This is a genomic window from Acidimicrobiales bacterium (genome assembly GCA_035316325.1).
Lineage (GTDB): Bacteria > Actinomycetota > Acidimicrobiia > Acidimicrobiales > VFJN01 > DASXTK01.
Map to the genome: position 1 here is coordinate 26,074 of DATHJB010000229.1, position 23,061 is coordinate 49,134.

Annotated in this window: 21 protein-coding genes; 14 read left to right on the forward strand and 7 right to left on the reverse strand. The window is 73.2% G+C overall.

The features are described 5' to 3' along the window. Window positions 1-93 precede the first annotated feature (93 nt). The 3 genes from VK611_29815 (at window position 94) to VK611_29825 (ending at window position 1,881) form a co-directional block, all read left to right on the forward strand. Complete coding sequence (locus tag VK611_29815; protein ID HMG45567.1) at window positions 94-993, forward strand: LysR substrate-binding domain-containing protein; 900 nt, start codon at window positions 94-96, stop codon at window positions 991-993. Between the two features lie 34 nt (window positions 994-1,027). After that, window positions 1,028-1,204 carry a CsbD family protein gene (locus tag VK611_29820; GenBank protein ID HMG45568.1) on the forward strand — a complete coding sequence of 59 codons (177 nt, stop codon included), beginning with the start codon at window positions 1,028-1,030 and terminating at the stop codon, window positions 1,202-1,204. A gap of 188 nt (window positions 1,205-1,392) precedes the next feature. Further along, complete coding sequence (locus VK611_29825; protein HMG45569.1) at window positions 1,393-1,881, forward strand: 2,4'-dihydroxyacetophenone dioxygenase family protein; 489 nt, start codon at window positions 1,393-1,395, stop codon at window positions 1,879-1,881. 61 nt (window positions 1,882-1,942) lie between these two features. Here VK611_29825 and VK611_29830 read toward each other — a convergent pair whose 3' ends face one another. Next, window positions 1,943-3,112, reverse strand: coding sequence for a pyridoxal phosphate-dependent aminotransferase (locus VK611_29830; protein ID HMG45570.1), 1,170 nt, complete (start codon window positions 3,110-3,112; stop codon window positions 1,943-1,945). Continuing rightward, on the reverse strand, window positions 3,109-4,302 hold the full coding sequence (locus VK611_29835; protein ID HMG45571.1) for an amidase: 1,194 nt from the start codon (window positions 4,300-4,302) through the stop codon (window positions 3,109-3,111). The genes VK611_29830 and VK611_29835 overlap by 4 nt, the downstream gene beginning before the upstream one ends. 140 nt (window positions 4,303-4,442) lie before the next feature. Here VK611_29835 and VK611_29840 point away from each other — a divergent pair, with 140 nt between their 5' ends. The 6 genes from VK611_29840 to VK611_29865 all read left to right on the forward strand — a co-directional run bounded on the left by VK611_29840 (window position 4,443) and on the right by VK611_29865 (window position 10,806). Next, a complete protein-coding gene (locus VK611_29840; protein HMG45572.1) occupies window positions 4,443-6,245 on the forward strand; it encodes a carboxyl transferase domain-containing protein in 1,803 nt (600 codons plus the stop codon). A gap of 49 nt (window positions 6,246-6,294) precedes the next feature. Beyond that, entirely contained in the window at window positions 6,295-7,287 is a 993-nt protein-coding gene (locus VK611_29845) for an LPXTG cell wall anchor domain-containing protein (protein ID HMG45573.1), read from the forward strand. A 44-nt stretch (window positions 7,288-7,331) separates the two neighbouring features. Next, window positions 7,332-7,910 (forward strand): RDD family protein, encoded by a 579-nt coding sequence (locus tag VK611_29850; protein ID HMG45574.1) that lies wholly within the window; start codon window positions 7,332-7,334, stop codon window positions 7,908-7,910. 183 nt (window positions 7,911-8,093) lie between these two features. Beyond that, on the forward strand, window positions 8,094-8,678 hold the full coding sequence (locus VK611_29855; GenBank protein ID HMG45575.1) for a hypothetical protein: 585 nt from the start codon (window positions 8,094-8,096) through the stop codon (window positions 8,676-8,678). Then, the gene (locus VK611_29860; protein ID HMG45576.1) at window positions 8,678-9,022 is read left to right on the forward strand and encodes a hypothetical protein; all 345 of its coding nucleotides are present in this window, start codon (window positions 8,678-8,680) and stop codon (window positions 9,020-9,022) included. The genes VK611_29855 and VK611_29860 overlap by 1 nt, the downstream gene beginning before the upstream one ends. A 77-nt stretch (window positions 9,023-9,099) precedes the next feature. Next, a complete protein-coding gene (locus tag VK611_29865; GenBank protein ID HMG45577.1) occupies window positions 9,100-10,806 on the forward strand; it encodes a glycosyltransferase family 39 protein in 1,707 nt (568 codons plus the stop codon). 132 nt (window positions 10,807-10,938) lie between these two features. On the opposite strand, the gene VK611_29870 is transcribed toward VK611_29865, so the two are convergent. The 3 genes from VK611_29870 to VK611_29880 form a co-directional block, all read right to left on the reverse strand. Then, complete coding sequence (locus VK611_29870; GenBank protein HMG45578.1) at window positions 10,939-12,870, reverse strand: ATP-binding protein; 1,932 nt, start codon at window positions 12,868-12,870, stop codon at window positions 10,939-10,941. Window positions 12,871-12,965: 95 nt separating this feature from the next. Further along, window positions 12,966-14,330 (reverse strand): aspartate aminotransferase family protein, encoded by a 1,365-nt coding sequence (locus VK611_29875; GenBank protein ID HMG45579.1) that lies wholly within the window; start codon window positions 14,328-14,330, stop codon window positions 12,966-12,968. Further along, the gene (locus VK611_29880) at window positions 14,327-14,944 is read right to left on the reverse strand and encodes a TetR family transcriptional regulator (protein ID HMG45580.1); all 618 of its coding nucleotides are present in this window, start codon (window positions 14,942-14,944) and stop codon (window positions 14,327-14,329) included. The genes VK611_29875 and VK611_29880 overlap by 4 nt, the downstream gene beginning before the upstream one ends. 85 nt (window positions 14,945-15,029) lie before the next feature. Here VK611_29880 and VK611_29885 point away from each other — a divergent pair, with 85 nt between their 5' ends. Continuing rightward, complete coding sequence (locus tag VK611_29885) at window positions 15,030-17,243, forward strand: MMPL family transporter (protein ID HMG45581.1); 2,214 nt, start codon at window positions 15,030-15,032, stop codon at window positions 17,241-17,243. Window positions 17,244-17,261: 18 nt separating this feature from the next. Then, window positions 17,262-18,401: a hypothetical protein gene (locus tag VK611_29890; GenBank protein HMG45582.1), complete on the forward strand. Its 1,140-nt coding sequence runs from the start codon at window positions 17,262-17,264 to the stop codon at window positions 18,399-18,401. A gap of 49 nt (window positions 18,402-18,450) precedes the next feature. On the opposite strand, the gene VK611_29895 is transcribed toward VK611_29890, so the two are convergent. Both VK611_29895 and VK611_29900 read right to left on the reverse strand, forming a co-directional pair. Next, the gene (locus VK611_29895; GenBank protein ID HMG45583.1) at window positions 18,451-18,987 is read right to left on the reverse strand and encodes a 2OG-Fe(II) oxygenase family protein; all 537 of its coding nucleotides are present in this window, start codon (window positions 18,985-18,987) and stop codon (window positions 18,451-18,453) included. 296 nt (window positions 18,988-19,283) lie between these two features. After that, window positions 19,284-20,105: a VOC family protein gene (locus tag VK611_29900; GenBank protein ID HMG45584.1), complete on the reverse strand. Its 822-nt coding sequence runs from the start codon at window positions 20,103-20,105 to the stop codon at window positions 19,284-19,286. 105 nt (window positions 20,106-20,210) lie between these two features. Between VK611_29900 and VK611_29905 the strand changes: the two genes are divergently transcribed. From VK611_29905 to VK611_29915, 3 genes are all read left to right on the forward strand, one after another. Further along, window positions 20,211-21,095 carry a (2Fe-2S)-binding protein gene (locus tag VK611_29905; protein ID HMG45585.1) on the forward strand — a complete coding sequence of 295 codons (885 nt, stop codon included), beginning with the start codon at window positions 20,211-20,213 and terminating at the stop codon, window positions 21,093-21,095. Then, window positions 21,092-22,093, forward strand: a complete 1,002-nt coding sequence (locus VK611_29910) for an iron chelate uptake ABC transporter family permease subunit (GenBank protein HMG45586.1) — start codon at window positions 21,092-21,094, stop codon at window positions 22,091-22,093. The genes VK611_29905 and VK611_29910 overlap by 4 nt, the downstream gene beginning before the upstream one ends. Beyond that, the coding region (locus VK611_29915; GenBank protein HMG45587.1) for an iron chelate uptake ABC transporter family permease subunit at window positions 22,090-23,061 on the forward strand (972 nt) is incomplete at its 3' end. The genes VK611_29910 and VK611_29915, both read left to right, overlap by 4 nt.

Below are 23,061 nucleotides of genomic sequence, written 5' to 3' on the forward strand. Positions count from 1 at the left end.
CCAGCGTGCAGCCGGAAGGACCACAAGACAAGACCTGGATGTTCTTGGCATCCCCCAAAGAACCTTTGGGTCACCGCGCTATCGTCCATCACCATGATCGGCACCAACCGGCTGCGGGTGCTCCAGCAGGTGGCCCGCACGGGCTCGCTGGCGGGCGCGGCCCGGGAGCTCTCGTACACGCAGCCGGCGGTGGCCCACCACGTCGCCGAGCTGGAGCGGGAGATGGGCACGCCGCTGGTGGTGCGCCACGGCCGCGGCGTGCGGCTCACCGAGGCGGGCCGGGCGCTGGCCGCCCACGCCGACGCCGTGCTGTCGCGCCTCGCCGCCGCCCAGGAGGAGGTCGCCGCCATCGCCGGGCTGCGGGCCGGGCGGGTGCGGGTCGCCGCCTACCCCACCGCGGCGGCGACGCTCGTGCCCCGGGGCCTGGCCGCCCTCCGCCAGGAGTTCCCCCAGGTGGAGGCCTCGCTCCTAGAGCTGGAGCCGCCAGAGGCCCTGGCTGCGCTGCGGGCCGGCGACGTCGACCTGGCGATCACCTTCCGCTACACCGAGTCGAACCCCGAGCCCGAGCGGGATCTCGTGGCCACCTCCCTGGGCGACGACCCGATCGACGTCGTCGTGCCCGCCGGACATCGGGCTGCGGGCCGCAAGCGCCACCGCCTCCGGGACCTGGCCGAGGAGACGTGGGTCGCCGGCTGCGACCGCTGCCGCGCCCACCTCGTCGACACCTGCGAACGGGCCGGCTTCACCCCCGCCATCGCGTTCACCACCGACGACTTCGTCACCCAGCAGGCCCTCGTCGCCGCCGGGCTGGCGGTGGCCGCCATGCCCCGGTCGACGCTCGGCGCCCACGCCGACCCGGGTCTGCGGGCGGCCCCGTGCCCCGAGCTGCGCCGGCGTCGGATGGAGGTGGTGGTGGCGGGCGACCCCATCCCTCCCGCCGTCGCCGCCCTGCGCGACCGGCTGCGACGGATCGGCGTCGACGACGACGGGTAGACGTGTCGTACACCCGAACGATGGGAGCTCTGCCATGGGACAAGGCGACGCTGACGAGCTGAAGGGCCGGGCGAAGGAAGCCCTCGGCGACCTGACGGACGACGAGGGCCTCGAGCGCGAGGGCAAGGTCGACCGGGCCACCGGCGGCATCAAGGAGAAGATCGGCGATCTCGTCGACAAGGTGCGCGACCTCGTCCAGCGCCGGTCGTAGCGACCTGACGCAAACGTCACCCAAGCCGGCAGGGTCGTCCGACGACTACGGTGGGCGGTAGTCGTAGGGATCGCAGAACGGCGACCGACGCACGGGGGAGTACACGAGTGGTCGGCCGTTCAGCGGGCCGCTTGCTGCCGGGGGCCAGCGGCCCGCCTTCGCTCGTTCACCCCCGGAGGAGGGCCGCTGTGACCACGACCGAGACGACCGACACCGCCCCGACCGCCATCCACCGCGGCGAGAAGGAGCTCCCGTTCGTCGACCTCGGCGACGGCTCCACCCTGCAGCTCCTGCGGGTCGACCTGGCCAACGGCGTCTGGGTGATCCGCAACCAGTTCGTCCCCGGCACCACCGTCGCCACCCACAAGCACACCGGACACGTCGACGCCTTCACCCAGTCGGGCGCGTGGCACTACCTGGAGAGCCCCGAGGCGGTGAACGTGGCGGGGTCGTACCTCTACGAGCCGGCCGGGTCGGTGCACACGCTGCACGTCCCCGAAGCCAACACCGAGCCCACCGACGTCTGGTTCACCATCCACGGCGCCAACCTCAACCTCGACGCAGACGGCAACGTCGAGATGGTCATCGACGCCCACCTGATCCTGCCCTTCTACCAGGCCATGTGCGCCGCCCAGCACGGCATCGACGACCCGCCCGTCGTGGTCATCCGGTCCTGACCCACCGAAACCTCGACACAGCTGGCGCCCTGGCGACCACTCCTGTCGAGGTTTCGGTCGGTCAGGTGAGCCCCGCCAGGCGCTCGGCGGCCTCGGTGAGCACCTCGAGGCGCTTGCAGAAGGCGAAGCGCACGAGGTGCCGGCCCCGCTCCTGGTCGGCGTAGAACACCTGGTTGGGCACGGCGACCACCCCGCAGCGCTCCGGCAGCGCGCGGCAGAACGCCATGCCGTCGTCACTGCCCAGCGGGCGGATGTCGGCGGTCACGAAGTAGGTGCCGCCCGGCGGGTGGACGGTGAACCCGGCCTCCCGGAGGCCCGCGCACAGCACGTCGCGCTTGGCCTGGAGGTCGGCGGCGAGGCCCGCGAAGGCGGCGTCGTCGAGGCCTAGGCCGGTGACGACCGCATGCTGGAACGGCGCCGCGTTCACGTAGGTGAGGAACTGCTTGGCCGTCCGCACCGCGGCCACCAGCTCGGGTCGGCCGCACGCCCAGCCCACCTTCCAGCCGGTGAACGAGAACGTCTTCCCGGCCGACGAGATCGTGAGCGTGCGCTCGGCCATCCCCGGCAGCGTGGCCAGCGGGCGGTGGACGCGGCCGTCGAACGTGATGTGCTCGTACACCTCGTCGGTGACGGCGATCAGGTCGTGGGTGACGCAGAGGCGGGCGATCGCCGCCAGCTCGTCGTCGGTGAACACCTTGCCGGTGGGGTTGTGGGGCGAGTTGAGCAGCAGCAGCCGGGTGCGGGGGGTGACCGCGGCGGCCAGGGCGTCGACGTCGACGGGGTAGTCGGGCGGCTCGAGCGTGACCACCCGCAGGCGGGCGCCGGCCATGTTCGCCCCGGCGTCGTAGGCGTCGTAGGTGGGCTCGAAGGTGAGCACCTCGTCGCCGGTCTCGCACAGGGCCAGGAACGTCGCCGCCAGGGCCTCGGTGGCGCCGGCGGTGATCAGCACCTCGCTCTCGGGGTCGACGTCGATGCCCCAGAACCGCTTCTGGTGCTGGGCGACGGCGGTGCGCAGCTCGGGGATGCCGGGGCCGGGCGGGTACTGGTTGTGCCCGGCGCGGATGGCGGCGATCGCGGCCTCGGACACCTCGGCGGGGCCGTCGTAGTCGGGGAAGCCCTGCCCCAGGTTGATCGACCCGGTGCGGGCGGCCAGCGCCGACATCTCGGCGAAGATCGTGGTGCCGAAGCCCTGCAGGCGCGACGAGAGGTACGGGAGCCGTCGTGACGTCATGGCTCCGAGGTTGCCAGCTCTTCGACCGCGGCGGCCACGGCCAGGGTCCGGGAGTCGGTGGCCGCGAGCACCTGGAGGCCGACGGGCAGCGTCCCCGACGGGACCGGCACGCTGGCCGCCGGCGTCCCGACGACGTTCGCGAGCCGGGTGTTGCTCACCAGGACGGCCGGGAGCGTCGGCTCGGCGCGGGCAGCGTCGATCGTGGGGGCGAGCACCGGCACCGTGGGGCCGACGACGGCGTCGACACCGTCGAGCACCACCGCCACCTCGGACCTCAGCGCCTCGGCTTCGGTGAGCGCGGCGCGGTGGGCCTCGGCGGTGACGTCGGCACCGAGCCGCAGACGGGCGAGCACGTCGGCGCCCAGCTCGTCCGGGTGGTCCTCCCACAGGGCCCGGTGGAGGGCGGCGGCCTCGGCGAACATGATCGCCGTCGTCGCCTCCTGCACCCGCTCCCGACCGGGCCAGGTCACGTCGACCAGCTCCCAGCCGGCGTCGCTCAACGCCGCGAGGACCCGGTCGACGGCGGCGGCGATCGGCGTATCGGCCACCGCCAGCGCCGTCCGGTCGACGCCCAGGCGGCCCGGGGTGGCCGACCGGCTGTGGTCGCCGGTGAGGGCGTGGTGGCCGGCGGTGACGGCGGCGACGGTCGGGCCCAGCAGCCCGACGTGGTCGAGGGTCGTCGACAGGGCCAGCACACCGTCGGTGGGGTAGCGCCCGTAGGTCGGCTTGAAGCCGACGACGCCGCACAGCGCCGCCGGGATCCGGATGGAGCCGCCGGTGTCGGTGCCGATCGCCAGGTCGCAGCTGCCGTCGGCCACGGCGACCGCGGAGCCCGAGCTCGACCCGCCGGGGATCCGGGTCGGGTCGTGGGGGTTGGGTGAGAAGCCCACCTGGTCGTTGATCCCGCTGACCCCGAAGGCGATCTCGTGCAGCCCGACGATGCCGGACACCTCGGCCCCGGCGGCCCGGAGGCGGGCGACGATCGCCGCGTCCCGGGGCTCGGGTGGCGCGTCGGCCCGGGCCCGGGTGCCCGCCCGCAACGGCGACCCGGCCACCGCCACCAGGTCCTTCACCGCCAGGCGCACTCCGTCGAGCCGCCCGGCCCGCGCCGGGAAGAGGGGTGCCGGCGACCCGGCGGTCACGGCCACGTCGGGCGGCGGATTGATCGACAGCTCCTCCAGCGATCGCACCGCGGCAACCTACAACCCGAGTCCTCTGTGGTCGCCAAACCGGGCCCGAGTTGGTTGTTGTGGTACGGAGACCGATCACAAACGACTCAAGAGTCCGTGAGCGACCACAAAAGACTCGGGTGCGGCTAGAACCGTGCGGCATGGGAGAGGTGCGCGCACATGTGCAGGGGACCGTGGTGCGGGTGCCGGCGGTGCCGGGCAGCGCCGTGCGGGCGGACAGCGCCGTCGTGGTGATCGAGTCGATGAAGATGGAGTACGTCGTCGAGGCGGGGCTCGCCGGCACGGTCGACCGGGTCGACGTGGCCGACGGCGACGCCGTGAAGGTCGGCGACCTGCTCGCCACCGTCGCTCCCGGCGACCACACCGCGCCGGCCGCCGCCGACGCGACCGGCGCCACCGACGCCGAGCGGGCTGGCCTCGCCGAGGTCGTCGAGCGGCACCGCCTCGGCCTCGACACCGCCCGCCCCGACGCCGTGGCCAAGCGTCGCCGCACCGGGCAGCGGACCGCCCGCGAGAACCTGGACGACCTGGTCGACCCCGGCAGCTTCGTCGAGTACGGGCCGCTGGCGATCGCCGCCCAGCGTCGCCGCCGCGAGCTGCAGGACCTCGTCGAGCGCACGCCGGCCGACGGGCTGGTGGCCGGGGTCGGCACCGTCGACGGCCGCCCGACCGCCGTCCTGTCGTACGACTACACGGTGCTGGCCGGCACCCAGGGCTTCCAGAACCACCGCAAGAAGGACCGCCTGTTCGACGTCATCGAGCGCCAGCGCCTGCCGGTGGTGTTCCTCGCCGAGGGCGGCGGCGGCCGGCCCGGCGACACCGACGCCCCCGGCGTGTCCGGCCTCGACTGCCTGGCGTTCGCCCTCTGGGGTGGCCTCAGCGGGCTGGTGCCGCTGGTCGGCATCGCGTCGGGTCGCTGCTTCGCCGGCAACGCCGCCATCCTCGGTTGCTGCGACGTGGTGATCGCCACCGAGGGCACCAACATCGGCATGGGCGGCCCGGCGATGGTGGAGGGCGGCGGCCTGGGCGTGTTCGCCCCCGAGGACATCGGCCCCATGGAGGTGCAGGTGCCCAACGGCGTGGTCGACGTGGCGGTGGCCGACGAGGCCGAGGCCGTCCGGGTGGCCAGGCGTTACCTGTCGTACTTCTCCGGCGACGTGCAGGCCGAGTGGTCCCGAGCCCCCCAGCAGGACCTGCGCGCCGTCATCCCCGAGAACCGCCGTCAGACCTACGACGTGCGGACCGTGGTCGAGACGTTGGCCGACACCGGCTCGGTGCTGGAGCTGCGCCGCCACTTCGGCCTCGGCATGGTGACGGCGCTGGCCCGGGTGGAGGGCCGGCCGCTGGGCATCGTCGCCAACAACCCGCTGCACCTGGCCGGCGCCATCGACGCCGACGGTGCCGACAAGGCCGCCCGGTTCCTCCAGCTCTGCGACGCCTACGACCTGCCGGTGCTGTTCCTGTGCGACACGCCCGGGATCATGGTCGGCCCCGACGCCGAGCGGACCGCCCTCGTGCGCCACGTCAGCCGCCTGTTCGTGGTCGGCGCCAGCATCACGGTCCCGTTCGGCACGATCATCCTGCGCAAGGGCTACGGCCTCGGTGCCCAGACGATGGCGGGCGGGAGCTTCAAGTCGCCGCTGTTCTGCGTCGCCTGGCCGACCGGCGAGTTCGGCGGCATGGGCCTCGAGGGCGCCGTGCGGCTCGGCTTCCGCAAGGAGCTGGCCGCGATCGCCGACGAGGCCGAGCGGGAGCAGGCGTTCGAGCGGATGGTCGCCGGCGCCTACGAGCACGGGAAGGCGGTCAACGTGGCGTCGCACTTCGAGATCGACGACGTGATCGACCCGGCCGACAGCCGCCGTTGGATCGCCACGACGTTCGCCGCCGCGCCCCCGCCGCCGCCCCGCACCGGCAAGAAGCGCCCCTGCATCGACACCTGGTGACTGGCTGATCCACCACTGTGTGTGGTTCGGGGACTACGTTGCGGCCGTCGTGTCGAAGCTCGCGCTCCTCCTCCCGGTTGCCGTCACCGCCCTGCTGGCCACTGCCACCGGCGTCCAGGGCCAGGCGATCCCGTCGGCCTACGCCCAATGGTCCGTCGGCGGGACCCCGCCGAGCTCCACGGGAACGCTCGCCGTCCCCACCACCGAGGTCCCCAACGCGACCTTCCAGACCAACAGCGACAGCCCGCAGGTCCCGAGCGGTGCGTCGGCGTACCTGGGCGCGAGCACGCCGTTCGGCACCGAGTTCGGCAGCTCGCAGAACCGGCCGTACCTGAACCTGCGCACGGTGGGCGTCAACCCGTCGACCACGACGTTCACGTTCGGCGCCCCCACGCCCGCGTCGGGCTGGGGCTTCGCCTTCGGCGACATCGACGCCGACGCGGTGCGGATCGAGGCGTTCGACGCCGGCGGAGCACCCGTCCCTGCGGCCGCTCTCGGCTTCCGGGGCACGTTCAACTACTGCAACAACACGCCGACGCCCTGCGGCCCCGGCACCCACACGGACGTGCCGACGTGGAACCCGGTCACGTCGACGCTGGTCGGCTCCGGCCCGGACACGTCGGGTGCGGCCGGCTGGTTCATGCCGACGGCGTCGTTCACCACGCTGCGCCTCACGTTCAGCCGGCTCAGCGGCTCGCCGATCATGCAGATGTGGGTGGCCGGCCACGTCCCGCCGCCGCCGACGACCACGACGAGCACGTCGACGTCGACCAGCACCACCACGACGACGTGCCCCTGCACCACGTCGACCACCATGCCGACGTCCACCTCCAGCTCCAGCTCCACGACACCGACGACCGCCCCCTCGACGTCGAGCACCCCGCCCCCGCCCCCGCCGGCACCGCCCACCACCGCGCCCGGTCCCCGGCTGGCCGACACCGGCGCCGAGTCGGGCGTCCTCGCCCTGATCGGCGTGGCGCTCCTGGGCCTCGGCGTGCTCGTCGCCCGCATCTCGAAGCGGCGCACCCGACCCGCCGACTGACACCCGCACGGTCCGCACGGCGCGAACGTGCAACCATGCGGACCATGGTGGCTGGGAGCGGTCCGCTGCGGCGGATCGCGGCGCGGGGGATCGACGAGGCGCTCGTCCTCGTGATCCAGGTGGCGTTCCTGGTGCCGGCCGTGGTGCTGAGCTCCACGGAGGGCGCCGACCACCGCCGTGAGGAGCTGGCGGTCACCGCCTTCTGCCTCGTGTTCATGGGCTGGTTCGTGGGCGTCTGCTACGAGGTGTCGTCGAACCAACTGGCGGGCACGCCGGGCAAGCGACAGATGCAGCTGCGGGTGTTCGCCGCCGGGACCCGCGACGTGCTGTCGCTGCAGGCCTCGATCGTCCGCTGGGCGCTGGTGAACGGCGCCCAGCCGCTCGTGTGGTGCGCGGTGGGGGTCGTCGTCGTCGACTCGACGCCCGTGCGGGCCACCCTCGCCGGTCTGACGGCGGCGTCGCTGCTGTGGCGGGCCGTCCTGCTCGTCTCGGTCGTGCGCAGCGGGGGAGCGACCGGCCTCCACGATCGGCTGGTCGGATCGCACGTGGTCGCCGCCCTCCCGCACGAGGCCGCCGCGGCGGCCTCCGACGAGACCGGGATGGTGGCCGGCGCCGCCCACTAGGTTGCGTGTCCCGAGTCGTGAGTCCGGTGATGATTTCGGCGGAGGCTGGGCGTCGCGGCAAGCCGGGTCGGCCCAGCAGGATGCGACGCAGGCAGGGTGGGGCCCCTGGTGAGGAGGAGGACGCAGTGAGCGGCGTTCAGACCCGTCGAAATCGCAGCATGACTTGCGACTCGGGACACTGACGTGCGGGCGAGCGGGTGGTTCGGCCGGGTGATCCTGGCCGGCGCGGCGACGGTGCTGGTGGCGTGCGTCGGGTCGGTGACGCGGGACGACCTCCAGGAGGAGGTGGAGTCGCGGGGCGGCGGCCTCAGCCAGGAGGTGCTGCTCGACGCGGTCGCCGCCGTGGCCGACGACCAGGGCGAGGCCACCCCCCGGCTGCGGTCGGTCAGCGTGGTGGCGTCGCACGTGGCGCTGGAGGTCATGGTCCCGGGCACGACCGAGGACCTCGACGCCTACGACTTCGGCACCAGCGGCATGTTCGGCGGGAGGGGACTCGACGGGCCGGAGCCGGTGGCCCGGTCGTCGACCGAGGAGTCGCTGGAGTCGACGGTGTTCACCGCGGAGGCCGCCGGCCTGCGCCGCTTCGACGCGATGGTCGACGCGGCACTCGAGGAGGCCGACCTGGCCAGGGGCCATGCCTCGGGGGCGACGATCGCCCGGCCGGCCGCGGGCACCGACCCGCAGACGACGATCACGGTCTCCGATCGGCGACGCACGGTCTCGGTCACCTTCGGTCCCGACGCCGTCGTCGTGGGGGTCCAGCGCTGATGTGGCTGCGGTTCTTCCTCATCTGGCTGGCGGTGCTCGTCGGCGTGGCCGTGGCGATCCTGGTGGTGCTGTCGATCGGGCTGGTCGTGTACCCGGGCGCCATGCGGTGGACGGCGCCCGTGCTCTGCCCCGACGGGCAGTCCGACTCGTACGTGGTCCGCACGACCGTCGATGGCGCCGAGGGCACCAGCACCAGCTTCAGCCTCTTCTGCCTCGGTGAGCGGGGCGACTTCACCGAGGTGGGCAGCTGGCGCCCGCTCGGGATCCTCTTCGCGATGACGTACGGGGCGGTGCTGGCTCTGATCGCGGTGGGCCTCGCCATCGCCCACGTCGTGCGCCGCTGACTGTTCGCCGTTCGGTCGCAGGGTGGGCGACCGGCGGCCATTCGGGCGTAACCGGGGCTTCCTAACGTCCGGGACCGATGTCCGTGTTGTCGCTGGCGACCCCCGCGCCGGCCGACGTTCCCTCCGTCGAGACCCCGGCGCCGCGGCGCGACGGCGGCGACGACACCGGGCGCCGTGCCCTGCTGCTGGTGCTGGCCGCGCTGGTGGTCGGGTTGGGGCTTCGGGTCGCCATCGGGCTGACCGACGACGCCCCCTCGGTGGACGAGACCGCCTACCTGCGCTCGGGCCTGTCGCTCGCCGACGGCGACGGCTACGAGCGCGACGGCCACGCCGAGCTGCACTTCCCGCCGCTGGTGCCGGCTCTGCTGGGGGCCGCCAGCCACCTGGTGGACGACCCGCACACCGGCACCGTGTGGCTGACGATCCTCGCCGGCACCGCGCTGGTGGTGGTCCTCACGCTGCTCGCCCACCGCCTGGCCGGCCCGAAGGCCGCGGTCGCCACCGCCTGGGTCGCCGCCCTGGCGCCCGGCCTGGCCACCACCCCCGCCGCCCGCGGCGCCGGCTCCGAGGCCGAGTACACCCTGCTCGTGGTGTCGGCCGCGTACCTGGTGGTGGCGGCGTCCCGACGCGAGGGGCCTGCTCAGCTGGCCCGCTTCGCGGGCGGGGGACTGTGCGTCGGCCTGGCCTACCTGACCCGCCCCGAGGGGTTGTTCGCAGCGGCCCCGCTGGGCGTCGCGGTGCTGGTCGTGGCGGCGCGCGCCGGTGGCGGCCGCCGTCTCCGGGCCGGGGCGCTCGCCGCGGCCGTGTTCGCCCTGCCCCTGGCCGTGTGCGTGGTGCCGTACGCCTCGTTCCTGCACACCCACACCGGGAGGTGGGAGCTCACCGCCAAGACGCAGGACGCCTCCATCGAGGCGTGGCACGCCGTCGCCCGCAGCGACCGCCGGGCCCGTGACGAGGTGCTCTACGCCCTCGACGACTCGGGCCTCCACATCCAGGACGACCGGACGCCGCTCACCGGCCTCGCCGAGGACGACCCGGCGGGCTACGCCGGCATCCTCGGCACCAACGTCGTGTCGTTGGGGAAGAACGTGGGCGGTTGGTGGCTGCTGCCGCTGCCGGTGTGGGTGCTGGCGGTCGCCGGCGCCTGGCGCGCCCGCCGGCAGCGGGGGACCCAGCTGCTGGCGATCGTGGCGCTGCTGCCGGTCGGCACGGCCCTGGCCTTCTTCGTGCAGCCCCGCTACCTGATCGTGACCGCGGCGGTCGCCGTCGTCATGGCCGGAACCACGGTGCCGACCCTGCCGCGCCGCGCCCGCGGTCCCACGATGGCGGTGCTGCTGGTGCTGTTGGCGGCGTCGTCGCTGGGGGCGTTCTACGGCGCCGGCGGCTGGTGGCACCCGGGCGACCACCTCGACCAGCGCCGGGCGGGGGAGTGGCTGGCGGCCCACACCGACCCCGACGACCGGGTGATGACCCGCAGCATGGTGGCCGCCTACTACGCCGAGCGGCCGACGATGGCGATCCCGTACGCCGACTTCGACGAGATCATGGCCTACGCCCGCCACTACGGCGCCCACTACCTGGTGGTCGACTGGTACACGGCCGGCCGGCTGCGGCCCCAGCTGGCCCACCTGCAGGACGACGACCGGCCGCCCGGCCTCCGCCTGGTCCACGAGGAGACCGCCGAGGGCCGCACCACCCGCATCTTCACCCTCGATCCGGTACCGCCCCCGCCCCCGCCGGGCGAGGAGGCCCCCGCCCTCGGCTTCATGGGCGACGCGACCTAGAACGTGCGCGGACAGGTCCACCTTGTCTCGTGTTGCGGTGCTGCGTTGCCGGGAGCCTCGCTGTTGAGGTGGTACTCGGCCGCCAAATGCCGGACTCGTGGGCTGTGCCTTGCGCCGTATCCGCTCGGCTCCTCAGAACATCGGCACCGAGATGGCCGGCTCGGCCTCGACCATGAGGGGTGTCGGCAGGTGGACGACCGCCGTGATGCCGCCGCCCTGGGAGGCGTAGAGGGTGACGCCGATGCCGTGGCGGGCGGCGAGGTGGCCGGCGACGTAGTGGCCCAGGTACTTCGACGGGGCGATCGTGAACGACTCCGCCCCCCGCAGCCGCCGGTTGGCCCGGTCCAGCTCCTCCGGCCGCATGCCCAGGCCGGCGTCGATCACGGCGAGCATGTAGCCGCCGCCCTCGACGTCCGAGCGGCGCCCGCCGCGCACCTCGACGGCCTGGTCCGGCGGTGAGTAGATCAGCGCGTTGTCGATCAGCTCGGCGAGCAGGTGGGCGAGGTCGGCAGCGGCCATGCCCAGCACCAGCGCGGGTTCGACGCCGCGGTCGACCACCCGCTGGTAGTCCTCGACCTCGCCCAGCGCGGCGCGGATCACGTCGTTGACCCGCACCGGCCCCGACCACGTCCGTGGCGGGTCGATCCCCGCCAGCAGCAGCAGCGACTCGGCGTTGCGGCGCATCCTCGTCGCCAGGTGGTCGAGCCGGAACAGGTTCGACAGGATGTCCGGGTCGGTCTCGTTGGCCTCGAGCTCGGTGATGAAGTTGAGCTGGCGCGACAGCAGGTTCTGGTTGCGGCGCCCGAGGTTGACGAACGAGTCGGCGATGTTGCGGCGCAGCACGGCCTGCTCGAACGCCAGGCTGAGCGCCGAGTCCTGCACGGTGTTGAGGGCGTCGGCGACGTCGGCCACCTCGTCGCTGGTCTCCACCGCCACGGAGTCCACCTCCGGCACCACCACGTCGTCGCCCAGCGGCGTGTCCAGGATCCCGACGACCGCCTCGGGCAGCCGGTGGTTGGCCATGTCGGTGGCCTGCCGGGTGAGCGCCCGCAGTGGCCCGGTGATCGACCGCGACACCACCCACGTCGCCACCGCCGCGGCCACCACGGCGATCAGGGCCAGCGCCCGCAGCAGCGCCACCCGGCGGTCGGCGGCGCTCACCAGCGTGTCGGCCTCGTCGACCAGCTGCCGCGACACCATGTCACGGCGCCCCATGTAGGAGTCCTCGACGGGAACGCTGGCGACCCCCAGCACCGCGGTGATGTCGACCCGACCCTGGATGGCCTCGTCGGTGGCGGCCAGCACCTCGGCGGCGAACGCCGCCAGGTTGCGACTCTCGGGGCTGTCGTCGGCGTACGGCCCCTGCGCCTCGGTGAGGGTGCGGTCGTGGCGCCGGAACTCGTTCGCCCCGGCCGCGATCTTCCGGATGTCGGGGCGTTCGATGCCGCCGTTGAGCTCGCCCTGGAGGACGTCGCGCAGGACGGTCGCCACCACCTCCATCTGCCGCGAGCTGACGTCGATGAGCTCGACGCCCTCCCGCAGCGTGGAGTCGTCGATGGCCAGCGCCAGCCGGGTGTTGCCGTCGTGGAACGGGTCGATCAGCTCGGCGTAGCGGTTGAAGATCGTGTCGGCGAAGTTGTTGTTCTCGAGGCCGCGGGGCGCGGTGAAGGCGTCGATGTCGGCGCGCAGCGCCTGGAGATCGCCCAGCCCCTCGAGCGCGGGACCGTAGGCCTGGGCCACCGCGCCGCCCTTGCTGGCGACGTCCCGCTGGAACTCGGCGATGGCGGCGTCGGTGCGCCGGCGGGTCTCCTCGTAGCCGGTCACCTGCAGCGCCACCACGGACTCCTGGCCGATGAGCTCGACCGAGGACCAGTTGCGCTCGTCCTGCAGCCCCGACATGAGCCCCGACGGACCGATCACGGCGGTCGCCATCGCCGTCTGGTCGCGCACCTCCTGCGCCGCCGCCGTGGTGCCCAGCACCTCGATCACGATGACGGTCAACAGCCCCAGCATCGGCACCGCGAGGGCGCCGACGAGCTTGAAACGAATGGGTATTCGGCGCATTTCGACCCCAGCCTCAATGCCTGCGCTGCACTTTTCGACGGGGCATCTTCGCGGATCGAGCACCGGGCATGCCCAGTCGGTGCGTCTAGCGGGGATTACGCGCGGTATCGCTGTGCCGCGGCGGTCAGCGTCGTCCGCAGGGCCGCCTCGATCTCGTCGAAGTGCGACGGGCCGCACACCAGCGGTGGCGCCAGCTGCACGACGGGGTAGCCGCCGCGGTCGTCGGCGCGGCACAGCAGCCCGGCCTCGGCGAGGCGCCCGGGGAGGAAGCTGCGCAGCAGCGACTCACGCTCCTCCGGGGTGAAGTTCTCCTTCGTCGCCTGGTCGCGCACCAGCTCGATCGCCTGGAAGTAGCCGGCGCCCCGCACCTCGCCGACGATGGGGATGTCGGCCAGGCCCTCCAGCCGGGCCCGCAGGTCGGCCTCGTGGCGGCGGACGTTGCCGAGCACGTCCTCGGTCTCGAAGACGTCGAGGTTGGCCAGCGCGACGGCGCAGCTCACCGGGTGGCCGGCGAACGTGAAGCCGTGGTTGAAGGTGGCCGTGCCCTCGAGGAACGGCTCGGCCAGGCGGTCGCTGGCCAGCATCGCCCCGAGCGGCGAGTAGCCCGAGGTGAGGCCCTTGGCGCAGGTGATGATGTCGGGCTGGTAGCCGTAGCGCTCGGCGCCGAACATGTGGCCGAGGCGACCGAAGGCGCAGATCACCTCGTCGGACACCAGCAGCACCCCGTAGCGGTCGCAGATCTCGCGCGCCCGGACGAAGTAGCCGTCGGCCGGCACCAGGCAGCCGCCGGCGTTCTGCACCGGCTCGAGGAACACGGCGGCCACGGTCTCGGGCCCCTCCCGCAGGATGGCGTCCTCGATGTCGTCGGCGCACGACAGCGTGCAGGCGGATGCGTGCGAGCAGAGCCGGCAGCGGTAGCGGTTCGTGTTGGCCACCTTGGCGGTGCCGGGCACGAGCGGCTCGAACGGCACCTTGAGGGCCGGGAGGCCGGTGATCGACAGCGCTCCCATCGACGTGCCGTGGTAGGCGATCGTGCGGCTGATCGCCTTGGAGCGCAGCGGCTGGCCGATCGCCCGGAAGTACTGGCGCGCCAGCTTCCACGCCGACTCGACCGCCTCCGACCCGCCGCTGGTGAAGAACACCCGGTTGAGGTCACCGGGGGTCAGGTCGGCCAGGCGGGCGGCCAGGGTGACGGCGGTGGGGTGGGCGTAGCCCCACAGCGGGAAGTAGGCGAGCTGGGTGGCCTGGCGGGCGGCGGCCTCGGCCAGCTCGGTGCGGCCGTAGCCGATCTGCACGGTGAACAGGCCGGAGAGCCCGTCGAGGTAGCGGGTGCCGTGCTCGTCCCACACGTAGGCGCCCTCGCCCTTCACGATCACCGGCACCTCGGCGTCGGCGTAGGCCCCCAGCCGGGAGAAGTGCATCCAGAGGTTGCGTCGCGCCTGCTCCTGGAGCTCGCTCACGGCTGGACGGGCTGGTCGATGCCGTTGGAGAGCAGGTTGCACGCCTCGTCGATCATCTCCAGGAGGGTCTCCGGAGGGCTGTTCTCCGCGAGCCAGCGGCTGACGACGGTCCAGATGGTGTTGCCCACCACGGAGGCGACGACGTGGGCACGGAGGTCGTCCTTGGCGATGCCCATGCGTTCGGCGAAGTCGGCGGCCATGTCGTCGTGGTGCTCGTTGAAGTGCTCCCGGGCGGTGGCCTGGAGGCTGGGGGTGCAGAGCATCACCCGCATCTGCCGGACGAACGCCGGGTCCTCGGCGATGACCGCCGCCAGCGTGGTGCGGATCACCTGGCGGGTGGCCTCGACCGGGCCCTCCTCGGGTGGGCGGTCGCTGAGCCGGTTGCCGAACTCGTCGTCCGAGTCGTCCTTGGGTGCCATGACCACGTCGACCTTGGAGTCGAAGTAGCGGAAGAACGTGCGGGGCGACACGTCGGCCGCCTCGGCGATCTCCTCGATGGTGGTGGCGTCGTAGCCCTTGCGCTCGAACAGCTCGAGGGCCGCGGCGATGATCGCCTCGCGCGTCTGGGCCTTCTTGCGTTCCCGCAGCCCGGGCACGCTGCACCCTGGAGTCATGCTCTTCATGATGGCCTGTTTCCCGGCTATGGCGTGTCATATGTCATAGGTTGACAACTGGCAGTCTATGCCACAATGTCTTCCCATGACACTCCTCCTCTACCGACTGGGTCGCGGCGCGGTCCGCCGGCGGCGACTCGTGGTCGTCGTCTGGGTGGTCGCCGCGATCGGCATCCTCGTCCTCGGCCAGGCCGCAGGGGGAGAGTCCAGCGACGAGTTCAGCGTCCCCGGCGTCGAGTCCCAGAGGGCGCTCGACGTGCTCGAAGACGACTTCCCGGCGGCAGCCGGCACCTCCGCCCAGCTGGTGTTCGCCGCCGACGAGGGCAGCACGCTCACCTCGCCCGACGTTGCCGCCGTGGTGGCCACGGCCCTCTCCGACGTGGCCGCCCAGCCCGACGTGGGCGGGGTGGGCGAGCTGCAGCTCTCGCCCGACGGGACCGTCGGGCTCGCCGACGTCCAGTACGCCGTGCCGTCCGACGACATCCGCGAGGCCGCCTTCGGTCGCCTGGAGGGCGTGGCCGAGGCCGCCGACGACTCGGGCCTCGTCACCCTGGAGCTGGGCGGCGAGCTGCCCAGCGAGGCCTCCGGGGCCGAGCCCGGTGGCGAGGAGCTGATCGGCCTGGCGGTCGCCATGGTGGTGCTGCTGGTGGCCTTCGGGTCGGTGGTGGCGATGGGGTTGCCCATCGGCGTCGCCCTGGTGGGCCTGCTCGCCAGCGTGGGGCTCATCACGGTCGCGTCGGCGGTGGTCGACGTGTCGAACGTGGCGCCCACGCTCGCCTCGATGATCGGCCTCGGCGTGGGCATCGACTACGCCCTGTTCATCGTCACCCGCCACCGCGAGAACCTGCACAAGGGCATGTCCGTGGAGGAGGCGGTGGGCCGGGCGATCGCCACCTCGGGCTCGGCCGTGCTGTTCGCCGGGATCACCGTGGTGATCGCCATCACCGGCCTGGCCATCGCCGGCATCCCCGCCGTCACGGTGATGGGCCTGATGTCCGGGCTCACCGTGGCGGTCATGGTCGCCGTGGCGCTCACGTTGCTGCCGGCCCTGCTCGGGTTCGCCGGGCACAAGGTGAACGCCCTGCGCCTGCCCGGGATGCGGGCCTCGACCGGGCTCGTCGAGAGCGGCCGCGAGTCGCTGTGGCACCGCTGGGGCCGGCAGGTGTCGGCCCACCCCTGGCGCTACCTGACGCTCGGCATGGTGGTGCTCGGCCTGGCCAGCGCCCCCGTGCTGAGCCTGCGGCTGGGCTGGCCCGACAACGGCAGCCAGTCGGAGGAGCTGACCACACGTCGGGCCTACGACCTGCTGGCCGACGGCTTCGGCGACGGCTTCAACGGCCCGCTCGTGCTGTCGGTGGAGCTCGGCTCGGGCGAGGGTTCCTCCGCCGCGGTGCTCGACGGGCTGTCCGCAGCCGTCGACGCCGACCCGGGTGTCGAGGCGGTGGCGCCGCCCCGGCTCAACGACGACGGCACCGCGGCCGTGCTGCGAGTGATCCCCACCACGTCGCCCCAGGACGAGGCGACCAACGACCTCATCCACCGGCTGCGCGACGACGTCGTGCCGGAGGCGCTGGCCTCCGCGGGCGTTGCGGCCGACAGCGCCACCGCGGTCCACATCGGCGGGGCGACGGCGAGCTTCATCGACCTGTCGGAGAAGATCCAGGGCCGGCTGCTCTGGTTCATCGGGGCCGTGATCCTGCTGTCGGTGCTGCTGCTGATGGTGGTGTTCCGGTCGATCGCGGTGCCGCTGAAGGCCGCGGTCATGAACCTGCTGTCGATCGGCGCGGCCTACGGCGTGATCGTGGCCGTGTTCCAGTGGGGTTGGGGGCGCAGCCTGTTCGGCGTCGAGGAGTCGATACCGATCGTGTCGTTCCTGCCGATGATGCTGTTCGCCATCCTGTTCGGCCTGTCCATGGACTACGAGGTGTTCCTGCTCTCCCGGGTGCGGGAGGAGTACCTGGCCCGCCGCGACAGCGACAGCGCGGTCATCGAGGGCATCGCGGCGACAGGCCGGGTCATCACGTCGGCGGCGCTGATCATGATCAGCGTGTTCGCCGCCTTCGCCCTGGGCGACGACCCCACGATCAAGATGTTCGGTCTGGGCCTGGCCACGGCCGTGCTGGTCGACGCCACCATCGTCCGGATGGTGCTGGTGCCCGCCACCATGCGCCTGCTCGGCGACTGGAACTGGTGGCTGCCGAGCTGGCTCGACCGGATCCTGCCCACCTTCGACCTGGAGGGCGGCACGAGCGAGCCGGCCGAGGAGGAGGACAGCCGCGAACCGGTCCTCGTCGGCTAGCCCACTAGCGTCGCCCGGATGTGGCGACGACTCGGACTCGTGACTGCTCTGCTGCTGCCGCTGGCGGCCTGCTCCTCCGACGACGACGACGGGGGCGGCGGGCTGCCGGGCGGCGGTGGTAGCGACGGGGTGGAGGCCATGTTGGGCACGCTGCCGGTCCCGTCGTCCGCGGAGGAGGACGGGACCCTGACGGTGGCGTACGGCGACCTCGCCCGGGCGGCCCGGCTGGCGGGCGTCGAGCTGCCGGACTCACCCGACGCCGCCGCCTTCGACGACCAGATGGACGTGATCAGCACCATCACCGGGCAGGTGCTGGAGGGCGACAGCGAGCGGACGCCGGTGGCCGTCATGCCGCCGGAGGTCGCCCACATCGAGGAGATGGTCGGCCTCGAGGAGTTCGTCGACGACGTCGGCTGGAGCGTGTTCGACGTGCGGAGCTTCGTCGAGCTGCAGGCGCCGCCGAACAGCGTGACCGTGATGGACGGCGGCTTCGACGAGGACCGGATCACCGAGGCCCTCGGCGAGCCCGACGACGGGGTGTGGATCGCCGGCGACCCCGAGGTGCAGACGAACCTCGACGAGCGGACGCCCGCCCGGCCGCTGGGCGAGCCGCAGTGGCTGTCGCTCGACGACGACCGGCTGGTGATCACCCGCTCCGCCGAGGAGATGGACGCCGCGCGCGGCGACGGGTCCGGCACTCCGACCGTGGCCGACGACGAGGTGATGGTGTCGCTGGCGCAGGCCGTCGACGACGCCGACGCCTACTCGGCCCTGCTGTACCGGGGCACCCTGTCGTTGGACCTCGCGTCGAGCCTGGGGTCGCCCGAGCAGCTCGAGGCGGCGTGCACCGATGCGCTGCAGGAGCCGTTCACCGGGGTTGCCGGGGCCATCGCCGACGACGACGGCCCGGTGGTGGTGATCGCCTACGTGCACGAGTCCGCGGAGGCCGCCGAGGCCAACGCCGAAACGCTGCAGGATCTGGTGGCGGAGGGCCGGTCCCTGCAGTCGGGCGAGCCGTGGAGCGAGCAGCTCGAGATCGACTCGGTGGAGACCGACGGCCCGGTCATGACGGCCCGCCTGCGCCCGGTGAGGCCCGGCTACGCCGCGATCTGGCACCGGCTGCTCCTCCAGCGGGACAACCTGGTCACCCACTGCTGACCCAGCCCCGAAACCTCGACCAGACCCGAAACTTCGACAGGAACGGCTGCTATGGCGCCACTTCTGTCGAAGTTTCGTCGCTGGCCGCGAGGTCCGGGAACACCCGGGCCACCTTGCCCATGACGTAGTCCCCGTAGGTGCTCCCGGCGGCACCGACCACCGCGTCCCACGAGGGGTCGAGGAAGAACGGGAACGACAGCCGCTCCGCGTCACTCCCGTTCCGCACCCGGTGGGCGGTCGACCGGTACCGGCCACCGCTCAGCCGCTCCAGCATGTCGCCGAGGTTGCACACGAAGCTCCCCGGTCGGGGCGGCGCGTCGACCCAGCCCCTCGGGGTGCGCACCTGGAGTGCGGGGTTGCCGTCCTGGGCGAGCAGGGTGAGCAGGCCGTAGTCGGTGTGCTCACCGACGCCCCAGCGTTCCTCGGAGGGTTGTGCCGGCGGGTAGCGGAAGATGCGGAAGAGCACCAGCGGGTCGTCGGTGAGGTGGTGGTCGGCGAACCAGTCGGCCGGGTGGCCGAGCCCGAGGGCCATGCCTCGCAGGATGGCCCGGCCGAGGGTGGTCATGGCGTCGAGGAAGGCCAGCACCGTGTCGCGGAGCTCGGCGGGGGAACCACCCGCGCCACGCGCGGCCGGCCCGGGCCATGGCGATGCGGGCCTTCTCGGGCTCGGGCAGGGCGAAGAACTCCCGGGCCGCGGCGTCGAGGCGTCGGAGCAGCTCGGGCTCGACGCCGTGGCCGACCACGTAGAAGAAGCCGACGTCGCGGCACGCCCGGTCGATGGCGCCGGCGACGTCGCCCACGTCGCCGGGCCGCCCCAGCAGGGGCCCGACGTCGATCTCCGGCAACCCCGACATGCCGGTCAGGGTACGAGCGTCGGAAGCCTCAGCGCAGGGTCTGGCCGAGGCCGATGAGGTTGCCCTCGCTGTCGTGGAACCAGGCGGCCCGCTCGCCGATGCCGCCGTCGGAGGGGTAGTTCCCGCTGACCTCGGCGATGCCGTCGACGGTCTCGAGCCCGGGCACGTCGTAGTCCTCGAACACGACGCCTCGGCCGCGCAGCTCGGCGACCGTCGCCTCGATGTCGTCGACGACCCAGCCCATCTGGGTGGCCTGGCCCGACGCCGCTCCCGTCGAGGCGAACAGCGAGAACACCGTGTCGCCGCAGCGGTAGCGCAGGCCGCCGGGCCGCTCCTCGACCGGCTCGAGGCCGAGCTTCTCGGCGTAGAACGCCCGCGCCCGGTCGAGGTCCTGCGCCGGCAGCCGGGAGGCGGCCTTGCCCCGTCCCAGCGCGCCGGTGCCCGACGACGCCGGCTCCGACGCCGACTCCGACGTGGGCCGCTTCCGGCCCCGGCTCGAGTAGTACTCGTCGCTCAGCTCGATGAGCTGCAGGCAGTTGCCGTCCGGGTCGAGCGCGGTGGCGAACCACGCCTGGCCCCGCCACTCGGGCTCGACCAGCAGCGTGGCGCCGGCTTCGGCGAGGCGGCGCGCGGTGGCGCGGGCGTCGTCCACGTGGAAGTTCAGGATCACGCGGTCGGGCTCGGGGTTGCGGTCGGCGACGTCGTCACGCCCGTCGACGAGCACCGCCACGCCGCCGAACTGCAGGAACCCGTCGGCGTCGGGCTCGACGTCGAACACCTCGCCATACCAGGCCTTGAGCCGGTCGGGGTCGGTGCTGGCCAGCAGCATGCTGCCCAAAGATCCAGTCACGATGATCCTCTCCTCTCGGACGTCCTCGAGGTTCAGACCGTCGGCGGCCCGGAAAGTCATCGCAGGTTGACTTATGCCTGTGTCTTAGGCAAGCCTAACAACGTGATGACCGGGGAGCGACCGCTGGCAGCCGTGCTCGCACGGCTCGACGCGGTCGATCCCTGGTGCGGCTACTCGATGGCGACGCCGCAGGGCGCCGGTTGGCACCGCCTCGACGAGGTGGTCGCCGACGACCGGCTCGTCGCCTCGTGGCTGGCGGGCCTGCGCGCCCGGACCACCAAGGGGTGCAGCGACGTCGCCGGCTCGTACCTCGCGTCGTGGCTGGGGTCCCTTCTGGCCGGGCCCGTCGCCACGCAACTGGTGGGCGAGCGACGGGCGTGGCGGCTCGCGCCCCGCTCGCTCGCCGTCCGGCGCCACGAGGGCGGCTGGTTCGACGCCGTCGCCGTGGCGCCCCAACCCCTGCTGGTCCTGCCGGGCGACCCGCTCGCCACCCATCCCGACGTCGCGGTGGTGGTCGACGAGGCGACGTTGCGGGACCGGGTCGCCGACGACCTCGTCGCCCTGCTCAACCCCGTGTTCGCCCACATCCGGGCCCACGCGTCGTTCGGGCTGGGCGGCATGTGGGGCACGGTCGCCGACGCCGTGGCCGACCAGGTCGTCCAGTACTCGGCCGCCGTCGCGGCCAGCAACGGCAACGACGACGACCGTGACGATGACGGTGACGGCGACGACGCCGAGGCGTCCTGGCCCCGGGTCGCGGCCCTCATCGACGCCCTGGCGGCCCGGGCGCCGCGACTCCGCGTCCGTCCCTCGCTCGTGGCGGTGGGCTGGTCGGGTGGCGTGGCCCACCGCACGGCCCGGGGCACCTGCTGCCTCTACTACAAGCTCTCGGGCGACGACTGGTGTGCCAACTGCCCGAAGCGTGCCGCCGCCGATCGTGAGTGCCGCTGGGTCGCCGACCTGGAGGCCCGGCAGCTGGCGGCCACATGAAGCTCCGCTGGGGGCGGGGCGCCGGGCTGGTCGTCGCCGCCGGGGCGCTGGCGCTGGTGGCGCTGAGCTCGGTGGCGTTCGGGTCGAAGCCGCTCGGCTTCGGCACCGTCGTCGACGCCCTCCTCCACTTCGACGGGTCGAACGACCACCTCGTCGTGCGCAGCCTCCGGGTGCCGCGCACGCTGATCGGCATCGGGGTCGGTGCCGCACTGGGTCTGGCCGGGGCGGTGATGCAGGGCGTGACCCGCAACCCCCTGGCCGACCCGGGCATCCTCGGCATCGAGGCCGGCGCCGGCCTCGGCGTGGTGGTGGCGATCCACACCTTCAGCGTGGGGTCGCTGTCGACCTACGTGTGGTTCGCGTTCCTCGGTGCCGGGGTGGCCGCGGTGGTGGTGTACCTGCTCGGCTCGGCGGGCCGGGGCGGGGCGACCCCGGTGAAGCTGGCCCTGGCGGGCGCGGCGCTCACGGCGCTGCTCTCCTCGATCACCTCCGCGATCCTGCTGCTCGACGTCACCAGCCTCGACCAGTACCGCTTCTGGGTGGTCGGCTCGATCGCCGGCCGCGACGGCGAGGTGCTCCGCCAGGTGCTGCCCTACCTGCTGGTGGGCGCGGTGCTGGCGTTCGCGTCGGCCCGGCTCCTCAACACGCTGGCGCTGGGCGACGACGTGGCCCGGTCCCTGGGGGCGCGGGTGCGGCTGGGCCGGGCCGTCGCCGCCCTGGCGGTGATCCTGCTGTGCGGCGCCGCCACCGCCGCGGCCGGCCCGATCGGCTTCGTGGGCCTCACCGTGCCCCACGTCGCCCGCGCCATCACCGGCCCCGACTACCGCTGGATCCTGCCGTGGTCGCTGCTGCTGGGGCCGACGCTGCTGCTGTCGGCCGACGTGCTGGGCCGGGTGCTGGCCCGCCCGGGAGAGCTGCAGGTGGGGATCGTGACCGCCGTCATCGGGACGCCGTTCTTCGTGGCCCTCGTCCGCCGCCGGAACCTGGCGGCGCTGTGACGGCCACCGCGACGGCGCCGGCGACCACGGCCGCTGTCCCGCTCCCCGGTCGGGCCGTCCGGGTGCGGCTGCTGGGCCTCCGGTTGTCGACCCGGGTCGACACGCGGGCCGTGATCGTCACCCTGGGGTTGGCGGGTGGGGCGCTGGCGGTGTTCGTGCGGTCGCTGACGGTCGGCGACTACCCGCTGCCGGTGGCCGACGTGGTGCGCAGCCTGCTGGGCGGCAGCGACGCCGGCACCGACTTCGTGGTCCGTACGCTGCGCCTGCCCCGGGGCCTCACGGGCCTGCTGGTGGGTGCCGCCTTCGGGATGTCGGGGGCGATCTTCCAGCGCCTGGTGCGCAACCCGCTGGCCAGCCCCGACGTGGTGGGCGTCAACGCCGGCGCCGCCTTCGCGGCGGCGTTCGTGGTGATCAACCTGCACGGCACGACCCTGCAGGTGACGGGTGGGGCGCTGGCGGGCGCTCTCGCCAGCTCGCTGGTGGTCTACGCGCTGGCCTACCGGCGGGGGATCGCCGGCTACCGGCTGGTGCTCGTCGGCATCGGCGTCACGTCGGCCCTGGTGGCGGCCACCCAGTACCTGATGACCCGGGGCGAGATCTTCGAGGTGCAGCGGGCGGTCGTGTGGATCACCGGCAGCCTCAACGGCCGGAGCTGGGACCACGTGCGGCCGGTCTCGTGGGCGCTGGCCGTGCTGGTGCCCCTGGCCCTGGTGCTGGCCCGGCAGCTGCGGCTGCTCGACCTGGGCGACGACCTGGCCCGCGGCCTGGGCGTCCGGGTGGAGCGGACCCGGGCGGCGCTGTTCCTGGTCGGGGTGTGCCTGGCGGCGACGGCCACCGCGGCCGCCGGTCCGATCGGGTTCGTGGCGTTGGCTGCCCCGCAGATCGCCCGCCGGATGGTGGGTGGCGGTTCGATCGGCCTGCTGCCCTCCGCGATGTGCGGCGCGCAGCTGATGGTGGCGGCCGACCTG